18 protein-coding genes are annotated in these 25,549 nt (G+C 33.4%); 5 read left to right on the top strand and 13 right to left on the bottom strand.

Going from position 1 to position 25,549, the window contains the following annotated elements:
* Nucleotides 1–190: 190 nt before the first annotated feature.
* From M0M57_RS11930 to M0M57_RS11915, 4 genes are all read left to right on the top strand, one after another.
* Nucleotides 191–1,339: an AlbA family DNA-binding domain-containing protein gene (locus tag M0M57_RS11930; protein ID WP_326930575.1), complete on the top strand. Its 1,149-nt coding sequence runs from the start codon at nt 191–193 to the stop codon at nt 1,337–1,339.
* Nucleotides 1,330–2,130: a hypothetical protein gene (locus M0M57_RS11925; RefSeq protein ID WP_248433254.1), complete on the top strand. Its 801-nt coding sequence runs from the start codon at nt 1,330–1,332 to the stop codon at nt 2,128–2,130. The genes M0M57_RS11930 and M0M57_RS11925 overlap by 10 nt, the downstream gene beginning before the upstream one ends.
* A gap of 1,000 nt (nt 2,131–3,130) precedes the next feature.
* Entirely contained in the window at nt 3,131–3,406 is a 276-nt protein-coding gene (locus M0M57_RS11920; protein WP_248433253.1) for a hypothetical protein, read from the top strand.
* Nucleotides 3,406–4,464 carry a hypothetical protein gene (locus tag M0M57_RS11915; RefSeq protein ID WP_248433252.1) on the top strand — a complete coding sequence of 353 codons (1,059 nt, stop codon included), beginning with the start codon at nt 3,406–3,408 and terminating at the stop codon, nt 4,462–4,464. The genes M0M57_RS11920 and M0M57_RS11915 overlap by 1 nt, the downstream gene beginning before the upstream one ends.
* A gap of 116 nt (nt 4,465–4,580) precedes the next feature.
* Here the strand turns inward: M0M57_RS11915 and M0M57_RS11910 are convergent, their stop codons facing one another.
* The 13 genes from M0M57_RS11910 to M0M57_RS11850 form a co-directional block, all read right to left on the bottom strand.
* Complete coding sequence (locus tag M0M57_RS11910; RefSeq protein WP_248433251.1) at nt 4,581–4,757, bottom strand: MerR family transcriptional regulator; 177 nt, start codon at nt 4,755–4,757, stop codon at nt 4,581–4,583.
* 10 nt (nt 4,758–4,767) lie between these two features.
* Nucleotides 4,768–5,289, bottom strand: a complete 522-nt coding sequence (locus tag M0M57_RS11905; protein WP_248433250.1) for a hypothetical protein — start codon at nt 5,287–5,289, stop codon at nt 4,768–4,770.
* Between the two features lies 1 nt (nt 5,290).
* Nucleotides 5,291–7,441, bottom strand: a complete 2,151-nt coding sequence (locus M0M57_RS11900; protein WP_248433249.1) for an AAA family ATPase — start codon at nt 7,439–7,441, stop codon at nt 5,291–5,293.
* Complete coding sequence (locus tag M0M57_RS11895; RefSeq protein ID WP_248433248.1) at nt 7,438–7,668, bottom strand: hypothetical protein; 231 nt, start codon at nt 7,666–7,668, stop codon at nt 7,438–7,440. The genes M0M57_RS11900 and M0M57_RS11895 overlap by 4 nt, the downstream gene beginning before the upstream one ends.
* Nucleotides 7,669–7,678: 10 nt before the next feature.
* A complete protein-coding gene (locus M0M57_RS11890; RefSeq protein ID WP_248433247.1) occupies nt 7,679–9,880 on the bottom strand; it encodes a DEAD/DEAH box helicase family protein in 2,202 nt (733 codons plus the stop codon).
* On the bottom strand, nt 9,873–11,030 hold the full coding sequence (locus tag M0M57_RS11885) for a cysteine desulfurase family protein (protein WP_248433246.1): 1,158 nt from the start codon (nt 11,028–11,030) through the stop codon (nt 9,873–9,875). The genes M0M57_RS11890 and M0M57_RS11885 overlap by 8 nt, the downstream gene beginning before the upstream one ends.
* 14 nt (nt 11,031–11,044) lie before the next feature.
* Nucleotides 11,045–11,782 (bottom strand): hypothetical protein, encoded by a 738-nt coding sequence (locus M0M57_RS11880; RefSeq protein WP_248433245.1) that lies wholly within the window; start codon nt 11,780–11,782, stop codon nt 11,045–11,047.
* Complete coding sequence (locus M0M57_RS11875; RefSeq protein WP_248433244.1) at nt 11,779–12,930, bottom strand: response regulator; 1,152 nt, start codon at nt 12,928–12,930, stop codon at nt 11,779–11,781. The genes M0M57_RS11880 and M0M57_RS11875 overlap by 4 nt, the downstream gene beginning before the upstream one ends.
* On the bottom strand, nt 12,920–15,097 hold the full coding sequence (locus M0M57_RS11870; RefSeq protein ID WP_248433243.1) for a sensor histidine kinase: 2,178 nt from the start codon (nt 15,095–15,097) through the stop codon (nt 12,920–12,922). Before M0M57_RS11870 ends, M0M57_RS11875 begins: the two co-directional genes overlap by 11 nt.
* Nucleotides 15,098–15,107: 10 nt before the next feature.
* Entirely contained in the window at nt 15,108–16,211 is a 1,104-nt protein-coding gene (locus M0M57_RS11865; RefSeq protein WP_248433242.1) for a phosphoadenosine phosphosulfate reductase family protein, read from the bottom strand.
* Nucleotides 16,208–19,426, bottom strand: coding sequence for a hypothetical protein (locus tag M0M57_RS11860; protein WP_248433241.1), 3,219 nt, complete (start codon nt 19,424–19,426; stop codon nt 16,208–16,210). The genes M0M57_RS11865 and M0M57_RS11860 overlap by 4 nt, the downstream gene beginning before the upstream one ends.
* Nucleotides 19,416–20,297, bottom strand: a complete 882-nt coding sequence (locus M0M57_RS11855; RefSeq protein ID WP_248433240.1) for a DUF4007 family protein — start codon at nt 20,295–20,297, stop codon at nt 19,416–19,418. The genes M0M57_RS11860 and M0M57_RS11855 overlap by 11 nt, the downstream gene beginning before the upstream one ends.
* Nucleotides 20,298–20,957: 660 nt before the next feature.
* Nucleotides 20,958–21,368 (bottom strand): hypothetical protein, encoded by a 411-nt coding sequence (locus tag M0M57_RS11850; protein WP_248433239.1) that lies wholly within the window; start codon nt 21,366–21,368, stop codon nt 20,958–20,960.
* Nucleotides 21,369–22,553: 1,185 nt separating this feature from the next.
* Between M0M57_RS11850 and M0M57_RS11845 the strand changes: the two genes are divergently transcribed.
* A complete protein-coding gene (locus M0M57_RS11845) occupies nt 22,554–25,547 on the top strand; it encodes a SusC/RagA family TonB-linked outer membrane protein (protein WP_248433238.1) in 2,994 nt (997 codons plus the stop codon).
* Nucleotides 25,548–25,549 lie beyond the last annotated feature (2 nt).

The raw sequence follows: 25,549 nt of genomic DNA, 5'->3' as shown, positions 1-25,549 counted from the left end.
TCGTCCACAAACTACGGTGAGAATATCAAATCCACATCTCCTCCCCTAACTATCTTCCACCATCTACACTTATCATAATATTCTATCAAAAACCCAAAAACAAAACAAATACTCCAACTTCAAAATTGATGTATATAGAATAAAAATATTCAAATGTGAATTAATATATTTGTAAAAAGTACTTCAATAAATGGAACAACAACTAAATCTTTTTGATTTCTTCTCTCCTGTAAATTCAGTGGTTTATGCGGCATTCCCTAGCAATGAGTTCAGTGAACTCGAATATAAATCTGCCAAAAATGGCTTTCCCGACTCTTTTTGGTCTACCTATTCGGCATTTGCAAATACCAACGGAGGATTTATTGTTTTAGGAATCAATGAAAAAAATGGGTATGCAAATATTGAAGGTTTAGAAGAAAGGTCAATTCATACGCATCAAAAAACGTTTTGGGATATTGTAAATAATCCAAACAAAATCAATAAAAACATCATGGCAAACAATGATGTCAAAGAAGTTGAAATACAGAATAAAAGAGTTTTAGTTTTCAGAATACCGGCTGCTACAAGAACAGAAAAACCAATATTTCTTAACGGCAATCCTTTCAAAGGAAATACATACAAACGAGATCACGAAGGCGATTACAAATGTTCTGACGACCAAGTCAGACGTATGATTGCAGATGCAGATACATCCTACCATCCTGACGGAAGAATATTAGATGGATTTACTTTCGATGATATTGACTTAAATTCTTTAAAAAGATATAAACAACTGCTTTCAAGTGCCAAACCAAATCATGTATGGTTAAGTCTCGAAGATATTGATTTTTTAAAACGTTTAGGTGCATACAGAACAGATCGGATAACAAAAAAGGAAGGCTTCACTGTGGCTGGTTTATTGATGTTTGGCAAAGGACATAGTATCGTAGAACAAGACTGTACACCTAGTTTTTTTCCCGACTATCGTGAAAATTTATCACAAGACCCCAAAGAACGATGGACAGACAGAATTTATCCTGACGGAACTTGGGAATCTAATCTACTACAATTCTATCTCAAAGTTTGGCCAAAACTCACAAGTGGATTACCAAAACCATTTAAATTAGAAGATGGTGTAAGAAAAGATGAAACGCCTGCCCATATAGCAATTAGAGAAGCCTTTATTAACACATTAGTACATGCAGATTACACAGCTTCAGGTAGTATTATAATTCAACAAAAAGTAGATGGATTTGTCTTTTCAAATCCGGGAACTCTTTTGGTTTCAATTGAGCAATATTACCAAGGGGTATTAGTGAATGTAGAAATACTATATTACAAAAAATGTTTATGCTCATAGGCTCTGCCGAAAAAGCAGGTAGTGGTGTCAATAAAATTATGCAAGGTTGGGAAAGTTCACGTTGGAGAAGACCATATCTTGGTGTTTATGACAATCCGGATAGAGTAGAATTAGAACTACCTATGTTTAGTATTTTAGGTGATGATACTTTAGAAGGCTTATATAGTAAGTTCGGAAGTAATATAGATACTTTATCCGAAGACGAACTTTTAATACTTGCTACTTGCTATATAGAGGATAACATTACAAACAATAGATTGCAGTATACGGTTAGTTTACACAGAGTCGAGATTACCAAAGTACTGCAGGAACTTTGCAAAAAAGGGTATTTAATCCAAGAAGGTAAATCAAGATGGACTACTTATCACCTTAATGACAACTTTAATAATATAGATACTAATAATACACTTAGTATAGATACTAACTCAGCTAATATAGATACTAATATAGATACTAGCACAGATAACAGTATAGATACTAATCCTAATAAACATACTAAGTATAATATAGATACTAAAAAGGCTAATAGAGATAGTGCAAAAAAATCCAAAAAATTAAAAGTAAGTAAGCGACTTTCAAAACAGGAAATAGAAACGCTAATACTAAATATCTGCAAAGAAGATTACAGATCGTCAGAATACATCGCCGAAACCCTTGGAAGGAGTACATCCTACCTAAAATCATTTATTCTTCCCACAATGATTAAAGAAGGGATGCTAATAAGACGATACCCTAATATTCCACATCATCCTAGTCAAAGATATAAATCCCAAGAAACCAACGATAAATAAGTATTTGCAAAATAAATTACAATGCTTTTCATGTAGTCAAAATGTTGACTAACAATCTACAAACTTGACTTTGTCAAAAAAAAAGACTAACTTCGCATCCTCATTACTGCTTTTAGTCAGCCTGCTATACAGGTACGGAATTAATCAGAAAAAATTTAGCAGGCTGACTAAAAGCAGTAATGAAGATAAAAAAACAAACAGAAACACCCCATGAAAGTCTTGAGACTTTCATGGGGTGTTTCTGTTGCATCATAACCCACTCCAGCCCAAAAAACAAACTACTGGAAGAATACATTTCGCTTTTCCCTAATGACAGTAGTACATCTGGGTTTAATTACACCCGCTTCAAAGAAAACATTCAACCCTGAATTACGATGGCTCATAATAATGGGTTTGGATATTTGACTCTATAAATTTAAAATTAATTTGTCGTAAATTAGTTTCCTTTTTACCAAAGCTTAATTCTACAATTCTATTTCTAAATTTTTAGGGTCAAAACAACGAACCGTAATACCAGTTCTGGCGAATAACAATAGTTTAACCCTTTTCCGAACTACCTGATAGCTCGGATTAACGATGATGACTTCTCTAATCGTTTTACTTGTCGAGAATGTTCCGTTTAGCAAGAGGTTTAATTCCGCATCCAACGTATCAAGAGATATACCATACAGAATAATGACATTAGCCCCCGACATGAACCGAAAGGTTGGAAAATGATCATACCCAAGTTTATAGTTTTCCTCATCACTACAGTAGTTCTCCATAGAAGTTTCCGAAGGTAGGTAGAGGTGTTCGTATGTCTCGCCTCGATGCTGCCATGAATATGAAACACTTTAGCACTTTCAATATCTAAATACTTTTCTTATACCCAAGGGTCTGCTTCAGCATCTGAATAAGTTGCTACATTTGAGAATATTGGATTAATTTTGAATTATAAAAATCAACTTTTTAAAAAAATAAAATAACTATTGTACTTTTACATACTAAATGCATAATCTATATGAATGATTTTGAAAAACAACTTGAAAATAATTTAAAGACCACTCTTGTAGAATTTAATTCGTCAACCCATTTTACTAAAGTTCGAGATGTCTACAAGCAAAATTTTGATTACATCGCCGCTTTAATAGAAAGAACTAACCCAAAAATTGCTATTGAAGACATTCTTAAACTAGACCCTTCATTGCCAAGCATTAAAACACGAGATTTTTTGCTTTTACAAGAAATAAATAGAGGTATTAAGAATGGCACCATTCGTGTCTCAAATATTCAATAATGGAAACCCTTTTGCACCTTTATAAGAATTTAGATTCGAAAATATGGGATTATTACGATGGTTTTGATGCTGGAAATATTGCACAAAACCCATTTATTAAAAATCCTAATTCGGCTGTGGATCATCAACAATTTATTAAAGATTATTTTAGGCTTGCTGGTAAAAAAGAAGTGCTCCAACAGTTTAATACTTATGACGTTTTGGATGATGAAAGAGCGTACCATACTAATTCTGTTTTTTTATTAGGATTGCTAATAAGAGAAAATACCATATTAAAAACCAAATTATTTAATGAGAAGCGATCTAAAATTGGATATCCAATTTTTCCTTTTCTGTGGTTCCTGTCTGTATTGTTTCATGATTTTGGGATGAAAATGGAAGAAGATTTAGCTAACCATCCTGATTTAGGAACCATAGATGGCTTACTTCATCATTATGATATTAAACATTCTCTTTTAGTATCTATGCCAAAGGGAATCAATGCAAATCTATTTGGTCAAATTGAACGTTATTATTCTTATCGAAACGCACAAGGAAAAATTGACCATGGCATCCTTGGTGGTATATATCTTTATGATCGATTAGTTAAAATCAGAAGATACAAGTCGTTGCATAGAGATACAGAATTGAATTGGCATCATTCTTTAGAAAAGAAGTATGCTTTGGCAGCAGCAGCAGTAGCCTGTCACAATATTTGGACCAAAGATCCTGATAAAAGTAACACAAGTGATTATGAGGGTGCTGGACTTCATTATCTTATCAGACCTAACTTTGGGGAGATATCTTTGGAGAATTTCCCATTGCTATTTTTATTTGGAATCGTGGATACGATAGACCCAATAAAACTTTATATGAAGCAAGGTAAAGGTGGACATCTTCCGGAAACAATACTTGACAATATCGAAATCTCATTTGGAAAGCGTTGGGTGAAATTTAGCAACCGAGCTGGTTCTCCATTAGATTTTCAACATTTCATCATCCAAGTAAAAGGACTAGAGGGATGGATTGCACTAGAAACCATTGAAGATAAAGATAGACTAAAAATTATATTCCGTTGATGAGGAAATGTAATTGAGTTGCACAATATTTTGAAAGATATTAGAAATTTGTCATAATGACCTAAAATAGTAAAAAAACATAAAATTGCAGTTTCTTTAGATTTTAGTTTTATAACTTATTTATTTTTATTTTTAAACTCCTCAATAGATTCCTTTAAATACAAATAGGAATTACCCTTTTTAGTAAATTGTAAATTACCTGAATTTCTAATATGAGCTAAGTAACAATCTTGAACTTTGAGTTCTTTCTTTACTTCTTTGCTAGTTAAATATTTTAATGAATTTTCAGGCATATTTTAATTTTTATACTTTTTCTTTTTCTAAAATCATATTCAAAAAGGAAGTCGGTTGTAGAAAGTAGTTAGGGTTTTCTTCCAATTTTTCTTTTATCAAAATTAGTCCTCCATTGGTGTACGATTCCATTGTCTTAACAAGAGCTTTTACAGCATCATCTTCGTCCAATTCTCCTTTTTCAAGTGCTACTAGGTCAATGTCTGTTTTTGCTAAAAGTGCAATAAACATATTTTCTTGTAAGTTGGTAAAGTCCTTACGTGTTGATACTGTTGTCTTGCTTCCCCAGTGCTGAATATGATGACTGAAATCCGTTTTCTTTTCTCCGTCAGGAATTGGACTAAATTCATTATTATAAAGCCCTAAGAAAAAAGCATAGGTGTATAATTCATAGTTAGTACTGAAATGTTTACCAAGATTGATTTTCTTCTCACCTTCAGCACCGAACTTTTGAGATAAAGAGGTAAAGATGTCTTTATGAACCTCACTATATTTTGGAATTCTCGTTTTCCATTTTTCAAATAAATTCTTCATACTATAGATTTATTACTTGCGTGTTAATGGTAGTTAAATCGTTTTTATTAAAAGGTTCTTCTAGCTTAACCCAAAATGCTTTATCCCTCTTGACAGATTCAAAATCTTTTTTGATAAACAGTTTTTTAGTTGCCTTATCTCGATCAAGAAAGTTCTTTGTAACAAGAATTTTTTGATTTTTTGTCTCATAAATCAAATTCAAAAATTGAGCAGTCTTGTAATCCCCAAAGGATGAAGTTGGAGCGTCAAAAATTAAAGGATAATACTCATTTTTGGTTTCATACGCTAACTCTGAAATTGCGAAAAGAATTGAAATATACATTGATGTTTCAAGGGACTCGTTTGGCTTATATAAAGGTCTGCCATTTTGCATTAATTGTACTTCAACAGTTGTTTTTCCTAATCTATTTTTTTTATATATTGAAATTTCTCCAGTAAATGAGTCGATATTTATAATTTCGAGAAATCTATTTGATTTTGTTTGAAGCTTCTCAATAAATTCTTCAAACTTATTCTCCTTGGTATCAATAAAAATAGTTTCAATGTCACGCAAGATGTTTCTTGTTTTAATCAAAAAAGAGTTAGCTGAACTTGTATCAATTTTATCTTTTTCTTCCTTCTTTGCTTTTAATTCAGATTCAAGACTTTTCAATTTTGATGTATAGTCCACTTGGTCTTGATTCCGATTTTTAAGGTCTCTTTGCCAAGCATTGTAATTTTTTAGTACATCACTTAATTTCTCAGCACCAATACTTGAATTGCCTAATATTTTTTCTCTTTCTGTTTTTTCTTTTTCTAATTGTTCATTTAGCTCTTCAATGTCTTTTTTGCGGTCATCATTAAATTCAAATAGTTCTTTGATTATTGTTCTTATTAATCTAAGATTTTTAAGATTGTCTTCGTGACTAATACTCAAATTATCAAGCCTATTTGTATAATCGTATTTGAAAAGAGGTTCGTCTTTATCAGGTTCATTATCTTCTGTAACTTGACTTTCTAAATAAGTTTTAAGCCTTTTCATCATAAACTCGTATGCCTCTGACCCTTTTTTAGCTTCCCGATTACACACTTTACAAATTTCAGCATCCAACATTTCTTCCATAATAGCTTTTGAAGGAATGTTATTTGGGAGTGGAATAGCATTGTTTAATAATTCTGCTTTGGCCTTTTTTTCTCCTACTTTGATTCCTTTCTGCTTATCGAACTCAGATTGAAGCTCTCTTCTGGTTTTGCTATGTGCGGATACTTTTTCTGCAAACTCTTTATGAAATGATTCGAAATTGACTAGAATCCAATTTTCATCAAATAGAGATGTAGTGTAGTTTTCATCAATCCTTCCTGTTAAGTAGGAAATTTTTTCTTCAATGTCCTTAATTCGTCTGTTCAGCGTTTCTAAAGCATCTGCATTGCTAACGTGACTTTCTGCTAATTGTAAATTGCCTTCAATTTTTCTGATTTCTTCTTCCGTGGAATTCAAATGAACAAGATACTTTGCTTTCTCTCTCTCCAAATAAATAATATCCCCTTCAAGCTTTTTATAAAGTGCTTCATTCTTTTTGTCAAGCTTTGAAGAATCTTCTACTGCTTTTTCTGCTTTCTCACGCAAAAAAGCTCCCTTTTCAGAATATTTATCGTAATGCTTCGCCTCCGAAAAAAGATTTATAAGGTTTGCTAATGCACTATCACTTTCAAAAATATTAAGTTCCGCTTCACCCTTGAACATTGAATATTTTCGAATTTGAAATGGGAATATTCTGTCCAAAAGAGCTTGTCCATCAACTTGCGATCTTTCACCCGAGCTATTTTCAGAAATGCCTTCAATCATAAAACTTGAAGTCGAACATTCATTTGCTTTTTCTTTTTTTGCTAGGAAAGATTTTGTGATGATACTTTTCTCACCATATTGTTCTACGGTCATTGAAACCCTTACACGAAAACTATCACCAATTTCCGTTTCATTCAGTTTTTTGGCAGACACTAGCATATCTAATTCTCGATTCTCTCCATTGAAAAGCCAATCTACTGATTCAAAGAATTTTGTTTTTCCTTCTCCATTTTCTCCAAGGATAATGTTTAAACCTTCCGATAATTCAAAAGTATTGGTATCGTAATAACAGAGATAATTGTCAATTTGTATTTTTCTGATTATCATAAAGCCTCATTTAAAAATTGGGTAACTTGGTTTCGCAATACCGAATCCGTAACTGGTGAAGTACCGTCCAAACCTTCTACTATCAAAGCAATTGCTTTAATAATAGGTTTATCAGAATTAAGTGCTTCTCTAATTGTAGAAGGCAATTCTTCTTTATTAAATTCATACTTGTTTTCAAGTAGCTCGTGTGTTAAAAAACTTTTGAGTATATCATCTTTTCTTGCCATAAGAATAATATTAAAAATCGTTAAGGTTTAGATTATAGTAGTCCAAAATGCTTTTAAGTATTTCGTACGTGTCGGTTTTATTCATTGCTAGGTTAGCAAAGTCAACCACTCGTTCAAGTTCTTTTTTTACTAGCCCTTTTTCCATTTCAAAAGTGCTCTCATCTGAAACTTCTGGCACAACTACTAAATCGTGAATGGTTGCGTGAATTTTATCTTTGTGCAATCGCAAAACTCTGCCTCTTCTTTGGATAAATTGTCTTGGATTACCAGTACTCGCACAAAATATTGCTAATTCGGATCGTGGTACATCAACACCTTCATCGAGACATTTCATTGAAGTCAATACGTGAATATTACTTTGTTCAAAGTTTATTAGAATTTCCTCACGATTGGTGGAATTTGCAGTAAACTGTTTAACCATCACAGAATCATCTGTTTGGCTAATCGCTTTTGTATATTCGTTAATCAACCTATTTTCATCCTCTGTTTCAACACTATAATCCAAATCGTCAAAACTTGTTTCTATACCTTCAGGAACATATACCAAAGTATATTTTAGATTCTTACGTTTATCAAATTCACTTCTTAAAATAGCTTTGAAAGCTTCTAATTTATTGGCTGCTTTGTGAATGATTCTCTTTCTTTCAAGAAGTTTCTTCTCAATTTCAGGAGTGCTTCTGAAAGTACCAGTTTCTTTATCAAATAAGCCCATACGTAACAGTTGAAGAGAAAGTTCCTTGTACTTTTCCATCTCTTGGTCTGACAATTTAACAACGTGAGGTTGATAAGTGTATTTACATAACCAGCCAATATTCAAAGCTTCTTCCATTGAATAAGACACAATGTAAGGTGGCTGATCATTGAAAAATTCTTGAATGGCTTGATTACCTGTTTCGTCAAATTTTCTATGTGGAGTGGCAGATAATCCAATACGTTTTTCAAGATGGATGTTTGGTAGCAATCTTAAAAGACCTTGCGAACCTAAATTGTGCGTTTCATCTGCAATTAGAATCGTGTCCCCTGGTAGTTGAGTAAAATAGCTTTGAAACTTTGATCTTGGTAAAGAAGCATAAGTAACAATGACGATGTACGAAGTATCAATCAGTTTTGAAGCAGTATTGAAAAAAGCAAGATTGTTATCCCAATTCTCTTTTGAACTGACCGTAATGATGTTTTTGAAATTGAATTTTGCACATTCTTTTTTCCATTGTTCTACCAAAGCTGTAGTTGGAACCGTAATAATAGCTCTGTAAATTCCAGTTTTCTTGTATTCGTTCAACAAGCAGTTGAGAGAAGTAATCGTTTTGCCCGTACCTGTTGCCATTGCAAACATTCCTTTATAGTTATTCGCAACCCAATTATTGTAGGCATTAATCTGATATTCTCTTGGTCCTTCTGAATAGGGAAATCTCGGCGTTCTTCTAATAATTTCAATGTCTTTAAAAAGTTTTGTGATTGTTTTTTTAAGCTTGGGATTTGAAATTAAGCTCTGTTTCTTTTTTAGAAGTTGTTCCTCCTGAACAAGTAATTCATTGATGTCTTTCTTCCCAAACCTATCCTTTAAAACAACTTCAATCTCACTTACTGGGATGTACTCTACATCTTCGTCTTTTTCGGTAAAATAGTCGTCAATTAATTTTAATTGCTTTTTGATAAGTTTATTCGACCTACCATTTTCCCAACTCAAAAACGCTTCTAATTCCTCTAAGTTTTCAGATAAACCATAAAGAGTAAAATTACAAGAAGCTTTATAGCCTACTGAATCATATCCATCAGTGAAAACACCGGATTTATAATGAGCTACACCTTTACCATTTTTTGGCTTAATTACTTTTATTTCAATTCGTTTTTCAGAAATCAAATAGGCTAAACATTCAAAAAAGTGAGTGTCGTATTCATCTAGAACTCTTCCAAGTGAAACAACGTCTGTTAAATCAAAAACCTTATTGATTGACTCTTCATTCGCTTTTCTAACTGCTTCTTTATCTTTTGATGAAAGCAAATGATTGATTACCATTTTCATCATACCTCCTTTACTGATAAAAGTGGCAAAGCCTACAGAAAGTAAATTGATAGCAGAAGAGCTAAAATATCCCAATAACAAACTAAACTCATTGCTATTGGCCAATCCATCTAAATAAAATTGCAAGGGTTCATCTTCTGAACCCGTTTTGTAATCTCTATCTAACGACCAATCACAATCTTTAAGCATAGTTATTATTTGTTTGTGTGATTTCTTTAATTTTTTGAATTACAGTTTCGATGTCCTCTTTTGTATTGAACTTGCCTAATGAAAATCGTATCGAAGCAAAAGCGTCATCTTCACCTAATCCCATAGCCTTTAAAACGTGTGAGGGCTCGACAACTGCCGAAGAACAAGCAGAACCGTTAGATAAGGCAATATTCTTCATTCTCCCAATCATAACATTGGCATCTTGGCCTTTAAAACAAATATTAGAGGTGTTGTATATTCTGTTCTTTACATCACCATTTAATGATGTATTAGGTAGCTTGAACAGTTGCACTTCCAAACTATCTCTCAATTCAGAAATAGTATTTTGATTTTGCATCATTTCTTGACTAGCTATTTCACAAGCTTTTGCCAAGGCAATAATTCCAGGAACATTGAGTGTGCCGCTTCTTAAACCTTGTTCGTGACCGCCTCCATGAATTTGGGGTGTGAGTCTTACTTTGTTTCCTCTTTGTCTTACGTACAATGCACCAATTCCTTTTTGGGCATACATTTTATGTCCACTAAAACATAGTAAATCAACACCCAAATCATCCGCATCAATTTCAATTTTGCCAACTGCTTGCGTGGCATCAGTCATAAACAAAGCTCCTTCTTCGTGAGACAGTTTGGCAATTTCTTTGATCGGTTGAATTACTCCAGTTTCGTTGTTGGCATACATCACTGAAACTAAAAGAGTATCGGGTCGGATGGCTTTTTGAAGTTCATCTAAATCAATCAATCCATTGTTTTGAACTGTCAAATAAGTAATTTCAAAACCTTTTCTTTCTAAATCTTTGCAGGTGTCTAAAACCGCTTTGTGTTCGGTTGAAACCGTGATAATATGTTTCCCTTTACTCGAATAGCTCTCTGCAACGCCTTTTATGGCAATATTAATCGCTTCCGTTGCTCCACTTGTAAATATCAATTCACTAGGCTCCGCATTGATAAAATCAGCTATTTGCTCTCGGGCTTGTTTTACTTTTTCATTGATGCTTTGACCAAAATGGTGTGTGCTGCTTGGATTGGCAAAGTTGTCTTGTAAAAAAGGTAACATTGCATCAAGCACCCTTGGGTCAATGGGGGTGGTGGAATTGTAGTCGAAATATGATATGTTATGAAATTCATCCATTGTGAAAATAAACTCTATGCTTGATGTATATGTGGGTTAAGATTAAAATGTTCAAACCCTTGCTCAAAAGTTGTGTATGGAAAATTATTCCAAGCAGAAGACAATGATGAATAATAAGGTTTCCAAAGTCTTTGTTGGGAGTTGAAAACTATTTCTTTATACTTTGAATCATCTAGAAGTTTTGATATTTCTTCTAAAGGAAAATAATTCCTCAAAATAAAATCTATACCTAATACCACATCCATTGGTGGATATGTAATGCGAGGAGCAGGCAGTATCAAAGTTGAACCAAAGTTATCAACTCCTTTCCCTTCCAATTTATTTCCTCCAAAGGTTAAATGATATTCAGGGTGGATATAGGAACATTGAGAGCTTTTTATATGCTTATCTAAATGCCAAGATGCAAAATAGTTGTCTATTTTATCTTCCATCTCACGAAAACCTTCCAATTCAATATCAAAGTTCAATTTGGAAAGTGGATTTCTACATACATCATCATTTGAAAATATTCCAATAGCCGAAAAACTAAAAATAATCTCAACCAAATCAATTTGTTGTGGAATTGAGCCTGCAACTGAGCCTTCTACTGAAAATTTCAAACCACCACATTCATAATTCCATTCCGAATTATTTTCAGAGCATTGTAACTTTGCAGAAGCATCATACAAGCTTTTGGCATCTTGTATTATGTTGTTGGAAATAAGCAATTCAGCAAAATCAAAAATATCTATAGCTAGTATTTGACAATTCATTTTAAAGGTCTTATGTTAGGAAATTGTTTTTGCAATATTTCTAGCTTGTATTCCTCAGACGGAGATAATTTTTTCCACTTGTGTTTGCCTTTTGGTTTCAACGCTTCTTCGTAACAAATATATTTTTTGTCTTGCCACGGGTAATAGTTATCTTGGCCATCAACTAACAAGCCATCAACTGTATCAATAGAAACACCAGAGCCAACACATTTAGTCCAAAACGCTTCACTTTTCGCCTTTTCATTTTTCTCGATTGGTACTAATGCAGTTAATTCTAACTTATCCTTCAAAAGATCTATTTTCTGCCTTGCAGATGTAGCTCTTAAACTGTTTTTTAATTCTAACTCCGTTCTCCACCAATGTTCAATTCCACTCATCCACCATCTTTCCCATCCTTCACTAAAAACACCACGATATTTGTATTTCTTTAAATTCTCTAAAATATTTTTCCAATCAATTGATTTAGAAATATCAATGCCAAGTCGAGTTGCTAGTATTTCTTCAGTAATTAATATTCCCGAAACTGGGATATTTGATTTCTCAAGAAGATTTTTGATTATAAAGTTTGAAACTGTATGGGTGGGATATCCTATAACTGATCTCATCTCACTTATAAAACGATTATTTTCTAATTCCAAACTATATTTATATAATTCAATAAGGTTGTTATCTTCATTTTTACATTTTGAAATTAGCTCATAACCGATTGAAAGACTTATCAATTTCTGCCTCAATGGAGCAAATAGAATAGGGTCGTTAAGCCATTCTCTTGGAACTATTAGGTCAAACAAATCTTCGTTTGTTCGATCAAAATACTTTTCAAGATTCACAGTGGCAGACAATAAAACAATTGGAATTTCTTTTAATTTCCCTGCTTTTGATAAATTTCTATACTCTTGTGCCAATGACGAACCTTTATAATGAGATGTCTCCTTATCTTTATTTGGCATTTCTTCAAGATTTAAATCAAGGATCAAACCGTTATAATTTTTAAATTCATCTGATAATATTCTTTCACGTTCTTTCTCCCAATCTCCTTTAGGATTATCAAAATCAACAGAAAGCTCCCCTTCCTTTTGAAGTCCAGTTATAATACCTTTAGCATTATGTTCACTGTTGTCGTCTATGTATAAATATTTACAATTCATATTTCTCTAATTCTTCTTTTTGTGCTTTAGGTAGTTCAATTCTAAAACAAGTGTTATATCCATTTTCTGGCATAATAATTTTTATAATACCTCCGTAATCTTCTATAATGTCTTTTATAATCTTCAAGCCTAAACCAGTGCCTGTTAATTTTTCGTCTGATGGTGAATCAAATCCAGCTGGAGTTGATGTTGTGAAAAAAGCATTAAAGACCCGAGTTTTATTTTCTTCAGGAATACCGTCTCCGTTATCGTGAATTTCCAAATATATTTTATTGTTATCTTCACCGGTTATTATTCTAATTTTTCCTGAGTTTCCCGAACGTTTGATTGCTTTTTTTGAATTAGTATATAGGTTATACAAAATTGAGCTCCATTCGGAAATGTGCATTGGAGTGGTATATAGATTGTAACTGTAGGAATCTAAAACTAATTCTGTATTTTGCCGTTCAAGGTCATCTTTAATATTTTTAATGAAATAATCAACAACATCAGTTATTAAAACAGGTTTAATTTCTCTGCTTGTGTTTTCAGATACTGTTGCATTAAAATAAGATGTATAAGACGTGAAATTCGCAAAGGTCTTTTTTAAATTATCAAGAAGCTCTAGTGTTTTTAGATCATTTTCATTCGATTCATACAGTTTAGCTATATAACCATTTATAGATGGTGTAAATTGAATTATTTCGTGAGTAAACTCTCCAATAGTTAATCCCAATGAAGCTAGAATTCTAAGCATACTGAGCTCTTCAATGACCTCATAGTACTTTTCTTTTATACTTTTAATTGCTTCCTTAGCAGTCTCGTTTAAATCTTCTTTATTAACCTCTTCAAATTCCTCTTCAATTGTTTTTTTCTCCGCAATATCTTCTAAATTATCTTCTACATCTATTGGTGTTTGTTCTCCTTTTTTAAGTAAAGAGATTTTTTCCGATATTCTACCTTTTGCTGCCTCAAACGCTTTTGAAAGAAAATCTGTAAGCTCATAGAAAGCATCATTTTCAATCAGACCCTCCCTGCTTGCAGTCTCTTGAAATATTTCACCTTCTTTATCGATAATTTCGACAAAACCGAACAAATTTCTATTACTTAGTGGAATATTATCTTGACCAGAAGCGAAAGTATATCTTTTGTCAAAATATAACCAATCATTTTTTGGTTCCCCATAGGGCAATACTCTAAAGCCATTTCTGTAAAGTCTAATCCCACTGCTTTCCTGAGAAAGTTTATAAATATTTTTTAACTCAAGTTGTGAAATATTAAGATAATATTCCTGTCGATTATATATAAAATAGTAAGCTTTAAAATGAATGTTTTTTAATTTATCAAATCTGCTAGAATTATCTGATTTATGAATCTGTATAGCATAATCGTCTAAATTTAATTTTTCACTTTTAACCCCTAAAAATCCGTCTCCCAATGCATCTACAAATCCTTCAATAACTGCTACATTCTTATTAAATAACATTTTCTCAGGACTTGCTACTTCAAAAGTTACCCCATCAATTATATTAGAAAACTTTACTTTGAAGGACTCATCATTCTGTTTGGCAAGGTGTAAGGATTGACTACTTTCAGAAAGATAATCAGGCTGAAACAGATCGGAAACATATCTGTAAATTCTTTTTATTGAAGTTTCAGTCCAACCTTCTCTTAGGTCTTTAATGATTAAAGTTGTACCTTCTGGCTTTTCCTTTGGTATATAGTCAATTTGATTATTGATTGCAGAAATATCCTGATCAACTGTATAATTATCCCAGTTAATAGTAAGTTTTACTGCTTGCTCCGATTCTAACGTTTGAGTTATAATAATTAATTTCTTTCCAAGCCTTTGTGTGGCAAATCTTCCAATTCCTTTTTTTCCCGCTCGACTTCGTTTATATCGAGAAGATAATGGATTATGCACTTTATCTGTTGATGAGATAGTCATAAATCCCAACCTGAGTTGTTCAAATGTCATTCCCAGTCCATCATCAATTATCTCTAAAGTTCCACCACTCCATAAAGAATCTATAAAATTTACCTCAACATTTTTAGCATCCGCATCATATGCATTTTTGACTAATTCTGAAACCGCTGTTTCTGCCCTACCGACTAACTCTTTTCCTAATCTATCAATCAAACCTGCATCTACCGAAAATGCAATACTATTTGGTGATTTTTCCTCCATATTAGTAGTTTTATATAAAACAAGACGCACAACCTTCACCCTCGGCATCATCTAATATATCAACTAGGTAAGGTGATTTTGCTTTTGATTTTCTTTCCATTCTTTTAATGTACTCTTCCTTGATTGCAGCTATTCTTTTGGGCTGAATTAATTCTTCCAAACTTTCAAATTGACCCCAAGTGTAGCCATCTTTCTCGTACTCCATAGCTTTTTTGTATAAATCGGGATGCTGTTCGTACAACCAAACCCATTCAATCTTTTGTTGGAAAAAGCAGAAGAAACAACCGGAACGACTTCTAGCATATTCTCCTTTTTTTCCGTTAATCTCAAATTCAATTTTGTTGTAGTATGCAGGAACCCCCACACCGCTTTCTTCCAAAATTTTAAAAATATCGTCTCGCACTAATACTTCATCATTTTCCAAAAGTGGAAATGTAGCTTCAGTTGCAAGTGGATAATCAGTTGTTTTGAGAAAATCAAAAACCAAATGATTAAATGCCTTCACATTGGCATCCAATAAAATATTAAGTTTTTGGTCTAGCGTGAAACTCGCATCCACCTTTCGAGTAATCGTTTGAAACGCTTTTTCTTGGTTTTTACCAAAGTCTACGTTTTTAGACATGGTTAGTAGCTGCTCCATATTTTGGTTGGTGAGCAATTTTGTTACAACATCTTGACTCCAAATATTCTTACGAAATGGGAATATGGATTGAATATTCTTTTTGGTTGAAATATAGCCTTCTCTTTCTTCATCACCTCTGATACCTACATAAGAAACTACTGGATCAGTACCGACATACTTTTCAAAAGGATCAAGTTTCAGTTTCTTAGTACACCAGCGTGCATTAGGTGAAGGTAAAAAACCTCCAAGCATTTTGACGAAGTGATCGAATGGGTCTTCCGAACTGTTTTCAGCACCTTTTAACAATTGTATCTTTATTCCTAGATGTGTTTGTAAATTTTCAATTAATTTATAAGTTTCTTCTAGTTCTTTTCCTGTATCGCAGGTATAGAATTCCAAATCGATAGAAGGATATTTAGTTTTGACATAAATAGCCAAAGCAGCACTGTCTTTCCCTCCTGATATACCTAATACGTGTCTTACTTTGCTCATTGTAATAATTCTTTAAGTAGGTTTAAGACAGCTGCAATGTTTGAAGTATTGTCCTTTCCTAATTTATTTCTAAGCTCATTTTTCAATTGCTCAATTTCTTTGCTTTTGTTTTTTGGAACTCTTACCACTTTTGGGTCAATTTTGCTAAAGAACGAATCAATTTTAACTCCTATCACTTCTTCTTTGCTTTCGTCAATATCAGACTTTGAGATTTTCGTCAAACTATCCAATTCCAAAATCATTGCTTTAAATTTTTCATAAAGCAAAATTTCATCTTCGTCTGTAAAGGCTTCCAATGTTTTGCCTGTTACTGCTTGTGCTATAGAGTTCAGCCAAGCTTTTCGGTCGTCTAAGGGCGAATCCAATCTTTGTACAAATGTCTTTTGATTATTCAAAAGCATATGCTTTTTCAATTTTGTAAATCGCTTTTGTAAATATGCTTTGTATTCTTCAAAGTCGGAAGTTTGCCCTACAAATTCACTACAAATGAAATCCTCAAAACGCTTTACCAATTCATCATAAGCAGTTCGTAGTTCTCTTACGGAATCTTGTAAACTTGTTGTAAAGCTTTGAAGTTTAGATTTATCTTGTTGTAAAGTGGAAAGAGTTAAACCTAAAGCACTCGGGAAAGCATCAAAAAATGTTTCTTCGGGGTCTTTGCTTGTTGCAATAGCTTTTCTAATTTTTATTGCAGATGGAGAAAGTCTTTTTGTGTTTTTGCTGTACTCTGGCAATTGTTTGTAGAAAACAATAAATGGTTTTATGGTTTCAATAAAAGAGTTGTTATCGAATTTTTGTTCGGTTGCAATGTTTAAGAATGTTCGATAACTATTGAAAATATCAAGCTTTACACCTTCAATATCAAATGTTTTTATAGAATACTTTTCAGGATATTTGGCTATTAATTCTAAGTTCTCTTCTGACAAGTTAGGGATGTAACTTTCGTCATTGAAGATGGCGAAATCATCTCGTTTCAAAAACAAGAATGTAGGAACCCAAAAGTCAACCAACCCTTGTTTAAGTTTGAAAGGTCTTTTGCTTAGTAATTCACTTAATTCTGAGATTTTGAGTTGTTCAGATTTGGCACTTTCTAAAAAGTCTTCGGAAGCACTCCAAAGTTTGTAGAATGTAGAAGTTCTGTCTATTGAAATTACATCTGTTGCATTTTCTCTAATTGGCGAAATACAGTTTTCTTTTAATAAAGATAAATAAATGGTTTTTTCTGGTGGAAATTTAGAATCTTCAAAACCTAAATTTTCTTTGTCCCAATTATTGGATAAAGCCTTGAAATAATTCTTTTTGGCAGTATGTATAGAAGATGAAATTTTATGCTTGTTTACTAATTCGTTTTTGAAAACAGGAGTGGCATCATACACAATACTGCACACTTGGGAAAGTAGTTTATTGAAGTCTTTTTTATCATTAATTTTCTTTTCTGTTCCATTAAAAAACCACTTCACATCTTTGCTGCCTGAATAAATGCTATCTGTTATATAGTGGTTTAATAAACGTACTTGCGATGAATTAATACTTTCCAATTCTCTAATTGCAACTTTATCTTTTTCATTTTCTAAAATTACTTTTTGAATTTTTTCAATCTCAAACAATAGGTTTTTAATCTCAATAGAGTTTTTAAAAAAACAGTAAATTACTGCTTCCTCTTGTTGTTTGGATTTATTTTGTATGTCGCTTTCTTTTAACTTACTGTTAAAAACAAGATTTACAAAGCCGTCAATTTCTCCTTCGGGAGTTTTTTGAATTGGGTAATCTGAAATAATGAACTCAAAATATCTTGGTGTACCTGTTGAAAATGAATATTGCTTTGCAAAGACTGGATTGAATTGAATATGCCTATTTAAAAGTGTAGTAATATCTGCAACTTCCGAAATTTTATTGCCCGCTTCAATCAATGCGGTTTGAATGTCTAAATCTGTTCCTTCAAATAGAATGAATCGTTTTGAATGTGAACGATAACGAATAATATTTTTTGTCTCTAGATTCTTAATGACTTCTTTGCCATCTGATACACCGCAGGCAGTTTTTAAATAATCAATAAAGAAATTCAAATCCAAGATTGAACCACTTGCAGAAAAGATATTTAAAAGTCCAATTGTTTTAACTGCTTTGATGTAATCATTGATATTTGAATCAAATGCTCTTTCCACTTCTTCAATAGATGAACGAATGGAACTCCAAGCAGAAAAATCGGGATTGTATTTTGATGTTAAAAACGAATAGAAATTGAAATTTAGGTAATCGTAAACATTTGACAGATTGTAGAACGGATTTTCCTTTTTGTTGAATTTTGCCAATCCTGTATGATCTGAAGATTCAAGAAATGAAAACAATGAACGTTCATTTTGACCGTATCTCTGCAATGAAAGCGTCAGAATATTGGCTGAAAGAATATCAAGCGGATATAGCTTAGAAGCTATTTCTTTTAGGTAATCTTTATTAAAGTTAAATGCCTTTGTTTCGGTAGTTAGCTTTAAGCATTTATCAATTTCTGATTTTGAAGTTTTGGATTCAAAATGCTCAGCAACATATTCCGAAGCCAAAAATAAAAGTTGTTCAACAGGCTCGTTAAAAGTAATTTCACGGAAACGACCTTTTACTTTTGTCCATTCTTGTTGTTGAGTTTTACTTAATGAATAAGCATAAGATTCTAAACTTTGGTGAACTGTGGTAATTAAAACAATATTGTGTTTTGGATTATTACAGAACTCTGCCAATTGCTGAACAAAATAAAGCTCTTTTTCAGGATTGTGTTTACTTGCGTACTCCAAAAACTTACCAAACTCATCAATTAGAATAAATAATACCTTGTTTTCCTTTCCAATTGAATGATAACGATTGAATATTTCTGAAAGAATATTTTCCTGTTGATTCTTGTTAGTTTGAACCTCAAAAGCATCTGCAAATTGTTCTACAATAGAAGCGTATGACCCAACAATTTTTACAAAATCGTATTTGGGTTTTATTATGAAATTCGGTTCAAAGTAGCGTTTCGTTCCTCTGATACTTTGCTCAAACGCTAATAAGAAAGACGACTTTCCTGTTCCATAAGTCCCAACAACATTAAATGAACGAATACCTTTCTTAAAGTCATTGACTATTTGGCTAACAACTTGTCTAGCATTGGGTGTTGGGATATAGTTGAAATCCCTATCAGTGTCTCTGATAATATTTACCGATGTTGTGAAATTATTTGCCATAGTATGTATCTAATATTGTGAAGGCATCTGCCTTGTTCTTGAATTGTAACTCTTTTATCCCTGCTTGGTCAGTAAAAGTGATATCTTTAAATTCACTGACGATTTCAGAAATTTTATTCATCAAGCCTGAGCGATTTAAAGCGAAAATTGACCCCGGACTATTCAAGTCAAACTCCATAGAATTCAGACTTATAGAATTTCCGTATTTTGAATTATCAAGTATTGTGAACAATACAACCGCATCTGGGAGATTATCTCTTTCAGTATTTTCAATGTAAAATTGTTCTTCTTTGCCTTTCCCTGTTGTTTTTAAAAGCTCAATTTCAGAAAGAATTCCCGAAAAGCTATCCTCAACATCTTTACTTTCAGGGTCGTTTTTATATAAATTGGCAAAAACAATAAAATCTTTAGCAACCGTATTTTCATTGAAATTCAAATCGGTATTACTCTCACTAATTCTCTTTACATAATTCACAAAGGTTTCTTTTTTAAAGAACAATTTCTCTTTTCTGAATTCATTAAAAATGATGGAATAAATAGAAGCAAAACTATTTTTCACTAATTGATAATGCAGAAGCCAAAGGCTTGCTTCATCTTCCAAAAAAGGGTCATATCCATTTTCATCATCAAATAATCGTTTGCCAAATTCAGTTGGAATGTCTTTATTGTCAATAATATTGAAAGCTTTCAGCCAAAAACGAATGGATGAAACCATATTTTTGCCAACGCCAAGTTGTATAACCGCATCTTCGTCATTAAAATATTTACTTTTACACACATAGTCATAACCCTTTTTCAGCCAAAGTTGACGGCATGGAAAGGAGTCGTGTCCAGAAAATGTAAATTTAATAGCTTGTTTTTCTTCTATCATTATATAATGTTTCTAGAATTAATCTAGTTGATGCAAAATAACAAAAAAAAGCGGTTTTATCTGAATTTAGTTTAGGAAGTTTTACAATATCTTTCATCATTCTTTGTGAACAAACAGTTTAACAAAATAATGTCTTTTTCATACTAAATAATTCAAATTGCTAATTCTTTTTACAAAGCTAAATACTTGAAATATAATTATATTACGGATTTCCGTAAATAAGTATAAAAAATAAAAGGAAAAATTTCTACCACTTGATAGAAACTGTTTTTGGTGGCACTAATATATTAAAAATAAAATAAGGAACTAATAAAATTCATAAATCATTTCTTCTTCCAACTATCATTTCGAAAATTATATTTCTTGTTGTAAATGAAGTTTCTTATGACAGCACCCAAAAGAACTACTATTACTAGAAAAATTATTTCCCACCATTCCATATATCTAAAATTAAAAAGTGGTTCAAATTAAAAACCTCAATTTAATTAAAGTATGCATTTCCAAAATTTAACTATGCAAAAGCAAAAAGAAGAATTAATTAGTCATTTAAAGCAAAAAAGGGATGCCGGTGGCATCCCTTTTTATTGGGTATTTGAATATGGAAAATATATTTTTATATCAGTTACGAATTTAGGTTGCATTATAGTTACTCTTGAAATCTTACTTTATAATTTTTAAATAAGGAATTTTATTTTGTTTGAATAACTGCATTTCTTTTTCAGTTAAAGGTTTCATTGACAAAACTTCATATGATTTTTCATTCTTGTTTCTAGTTTCTTTAAGTTTAATATGGATTTTAACTATATCAAAATTATAAGAACCCGACGGTAAAACATCTGTAAATTTAAGATTTAAAACTTTAATAATTTTGTTTAAATGCCACAGATTATATTTAGATGATTCCTTAATGTTTTCAACTTTTCCAACAAACCCATCAGCTAAACCTAACATTTGTGATAAAGCCATCTGACTTATAATAGGTTCTCTTTTTAAACGAATCTCTCTAATTTTCTCAATAATATTAAAGTCAATTTCAGCTATAACAATTTCTATTTCTTTTGCAGTTTTCATAACTGAAAGAAATTGAAAATTAAAAAAATACACACATCCATATAGGGATATTAAAAATAATTATATATATTTGAAAAATGAAATATCATTTGATATAAATCAAATGATTAATTAATTTTGCGATTCTTCATGTAAAATATTGAAGCATTCGCTTTGAATCTCGTTATCAAAAACTGGTAATTTTAGCACACGAGATGATAAGTATGATGCTCACGTCCTATGGCGTGGGCTCTCTTATTCGTGTGCGGGTATACCAGTACCTTGATAGCGTCTAAGCTGAGTTCCACGCTTTTTTTATTCCCCACTGGCACTCTCTTCATTCTTAGCAATGCTTTTTTTATCCTGAACGTTTCGCGTCACGGTCTTATCAGTAATTTTTTTTTAGTTAGTTAGATCTATGTCGCTCAACCTTGCCCCTCCATCCACAAGCACGAGCGGCATAGTTCCCCTAACCCAAAACCCAAACCCTTTTAAACTTTTAAACCTTTAAACTTTTAAACCTTTAAACCTTTAAACAACCTTAAACCTTTTAAACAATGTCAAACCTTTAAATCCATCGCCTATGAAATAAAACCCGCCCACTCTTTGCGTCTCCGCGTCTCCGCGAGAAAACCAAAAAAAAAACGAAGCTTTCAAAATCCGCCCAAATCAGCAAAATCCGTGGCAAAACCCCAAAAAGCGTAGCTTTTCAAAAATTCGTGCAATTCGTTAATTCGTGGCAACCCAAAAAAAAGAGCGAAGCGATACTAACCTTTGCGACGCTGCTTCCGACAGCTATCGGAATTGCGAGAAAAACAAAAGCGTAGCTTTTAAAATTCGTGCGAATTCGCGTGATCAGTGTCAAAAAAAAAGCGAAGCGTTACCAAGCCACAAAAGCTTAGTGCCTTCCCTTCTTAGCGGCAAAACCCAAAAGCGAAACGTAAAAAATTCGTGCAACTTGTCCGCCTTGGTGGATTCGTGGCAACCCAAAAAAAAGCGAAGCGTTACCAAGCCCCAAAAGCTTAGTGCCTTCCCTTCTTAGCGGCAAAACCAAAAAGCGAAGCGTAAAAGCATCAGTGGCAAAAACCTCAGTACCTCAGCACCTTAGTGCCTTAGTACCTCAAAAAAAAGTCCCCTAACCCGTCGCCAAACCAGATAGAGGACCAAATCAAACAAAACGTAAGTCTCATTTAACTAACCAATTTTATGAATAAATTTTCAATAAACCAAAAAACCAACCCCATAAAGTACCTCTGCATCCTCGCACTCACTTTATGCACCCTCACAACAACAGCCCAAACCCAACAACCCATCACCGGAACGGTCTCCGATGCACAAGGGACACTACCCGGTGTAACCGTCCTCATCAAAGGCAAAACCACCGGAACCCTCACCGATGAAAACGGCTACTTTTCCATTGCCGCCAATCCATCAGATGTCCTAGTCTTCTCCTACATGGGCTACAAAACCCAAGAAATAACAGTAGGCAATCAAACAGCTCTAAACATCCAACTCGAAGAAGACACCACCCAACTCAAAGAAGTAATCCTCAATGCCGGCTACTACTCCGTTAAAGACAAAGAACGAACAGGTAGTATCGCCCGCATCACCGCCAAAGACATCGAAACCCAACCGGTCACCAATGTCCTCGCAACCATGCAAGGCAGAATGGCTGGCGTAAATATTACCCAAGAAACAGGAACACCAGGCGGTGGCTTTGCAATCCAAATCAGAGGTATCAATAGCCTACGAGCAGAAGGTAACGCACCACTTTATGTAATCGATGGAGTCCCCTACTCAAGCGACCCAATCGGATTTAGCCAAACCTCAACGTTGTTTCCATCTGTTACAAACCCTTTAAACAACATAAACCCCCAAGCTATTGAAAACATAGAAGTGCTAAAAGATGCCGATGCAACAGCAATCTATGGCTCTAGAGGAGCAAACGGCGTAGTGCTCATTACCACAAAAAAAGCCAAAGTCGGAAAAACACAATTTAACTTCAGTGCATCTAGTGGAGTTGGAAAAGCAACAGCATTCATGCAGTTAATGAACACACAACAGTATCTGGCAATGAGAATAAAGGCCTATGAAAACGACGGTATAACAAACTACCCTAACAATGCATTTGACGTAAACGGTACATGGGATCAAAACCGATATACAGATTGGCAAAAAGAACTACTTGGAGGCACAGCAGAAATTTCATCCTTTCAAGGTTCAGTCTCAGGCGGCTCAGAAAAAACCCAGTTTCTGCTCGGAGGAAACTATTTTCAACAAGGCACAGTATATCCGGGTAGTTTTATCTACAAAAAAGGGGGTATTAATGTCAGCATGAATCATACTTCACTAAACAATAAATTTCGAATAACATTTTCAGCAAACTACAATATACAAGATAACGACCAACCCGCAAACGATCTCACAACAGATGCTCGAACGTTGGCACCAAATGCACCTGCGTTATATGACGAAGACGGAAATTTAAATTGGGAAAATAACACTTTTGTCAATCCGCTAAGATTTCTAAATGCAGAACACAAAGCCAGAACAGATGATTTGGTTGCAAACACAGTACTCACCTATCAAATCTTACCTAAACTAAGTGCCAAAACAAGTATAGGATACACAACAACCAAACACCTCGAAACTAGAACAACTCCTTCAACAATATTCAACCCCTCTTTAGGGATAACAAGTGAAAGTTCATCGCTTTTTGTAACAAACACACAGCGAAAATCGTGGATAGTAGAGCCACAATTAAATTATGTTGCTCAATTTGCTAAAAGTCAAATCGATATTTTAGCAGGAGCAACCTTTCAATCACAAAACACGTCCACGTTGAGCCAAATGGGAAGTGGTTTCACTTCAAACGGGTTAATCTATGACTTGGCTTCCGCATCCATAAATGATATTTTCGTAAACAATGAATTAATTTACAATTACCAAGCCTTTTTTGGAAGAATCAATTACAAATGGAACGACAAGTACATTCTGAATTTAACAGGTCGTAGAGATGGCTCTAGTAGATTCGGTCCGGGTAACCAGTTCGCAAATTTCGGGGCAATTGGTGGAGCGTGGATTGTTAGCAACGAATCATTTCTAAAAAACAGTAAAATAATAAGCTTCGGAAAACTAAGAGCAAGTTATGGCACCACAGGTAGCGACCAAATCGGAGACTACCAATTCCTCAACACCTATTCCTCAGCGGGAACACAATATCAAAACGTCGTAGGTCTTCAGCCCACAAGACTTTACAATCCACAATTCGGATGGGAAACAAATAAAAAACTCGAAGCGTCAATAGAAATCGGTTTTCTAAATGACCGTATAATGCTATCAGCGGCAATTTTCAAAAACAGATCATCAAATCAATTAGTGGGAATCCCAATTCCGGCCACTACGGGATTTACATCGATGCAAGCCAACTTAAATGCAACTGTCGAAAACCGTGGATACGAATTTACGCTCAATACAGTCAACATAAGCAATCAAAATTTCAAATGGTCAACAGACATAAACCTTTCGATACTTCAAAATGAATTAATCGAATTTCCTAATCTGGAAGCCTCAGTTTACAGCCAAAAATACAGAGTGGGTCATTCACTAAATAGTGTATTAGTTTACAACAACACAGGAGTAAATCCAACAACAGGTTTATATGAGTTTGAAGATGTAAATGGCGATGGACAAATCACTTTTCCAGACGATAAACAAAAAGTTGTCAGCTTAAATCCTGATTTTTTTGGCGGAATTAATAATCACATAAAATATAAGAATTGGTCGCTTGATTTTCTATTTCAGTTTATAAAACAAAATAATACCAACATCAGTTTGGGTGCTCCGGGTCGTCGAAATTTTAACCAACCGGTTCGATTTAACAATAGTTGGCAACAACAAGGAGATCAGTCAGCTTATCAGATGTACACTTCGGGAACCAATAGCAGTGTAATGAGTGCACAATCACTCTATGAAAATAGCGATAGTATGATTACGGATGCTTCATTCATTCGGCTAAAAAATATTGCATTGAGTTATAGCATTCCTCTAAACAAAATAAACACACAATGCAAATTAGTTGTAGAAGCTCAAAACCTACTAACATTCACTAAGTACAAAGATGGTGACCCCGAATTTACATCGGCTGGATTTTTACCCCCACTTCGCATCATCAATGCAGGAGTCCAATTTCAATTTTAATT

Origin of the sequence: Flavobacterium azooxidireducens (genome assembly GCF_023195775.1) — a bacterium.
Taxonomy (GTDB): domain Bacteria; phylum Bacteroidota; class Bacteroidia; order Flavobacteriales; family Flavobacteriaceae; genus Flavobacterium; species Flavobacterium azooxidireducens.
This window is presented reverse-complemented; position numbering and strand designations above follow the sequence as displayed.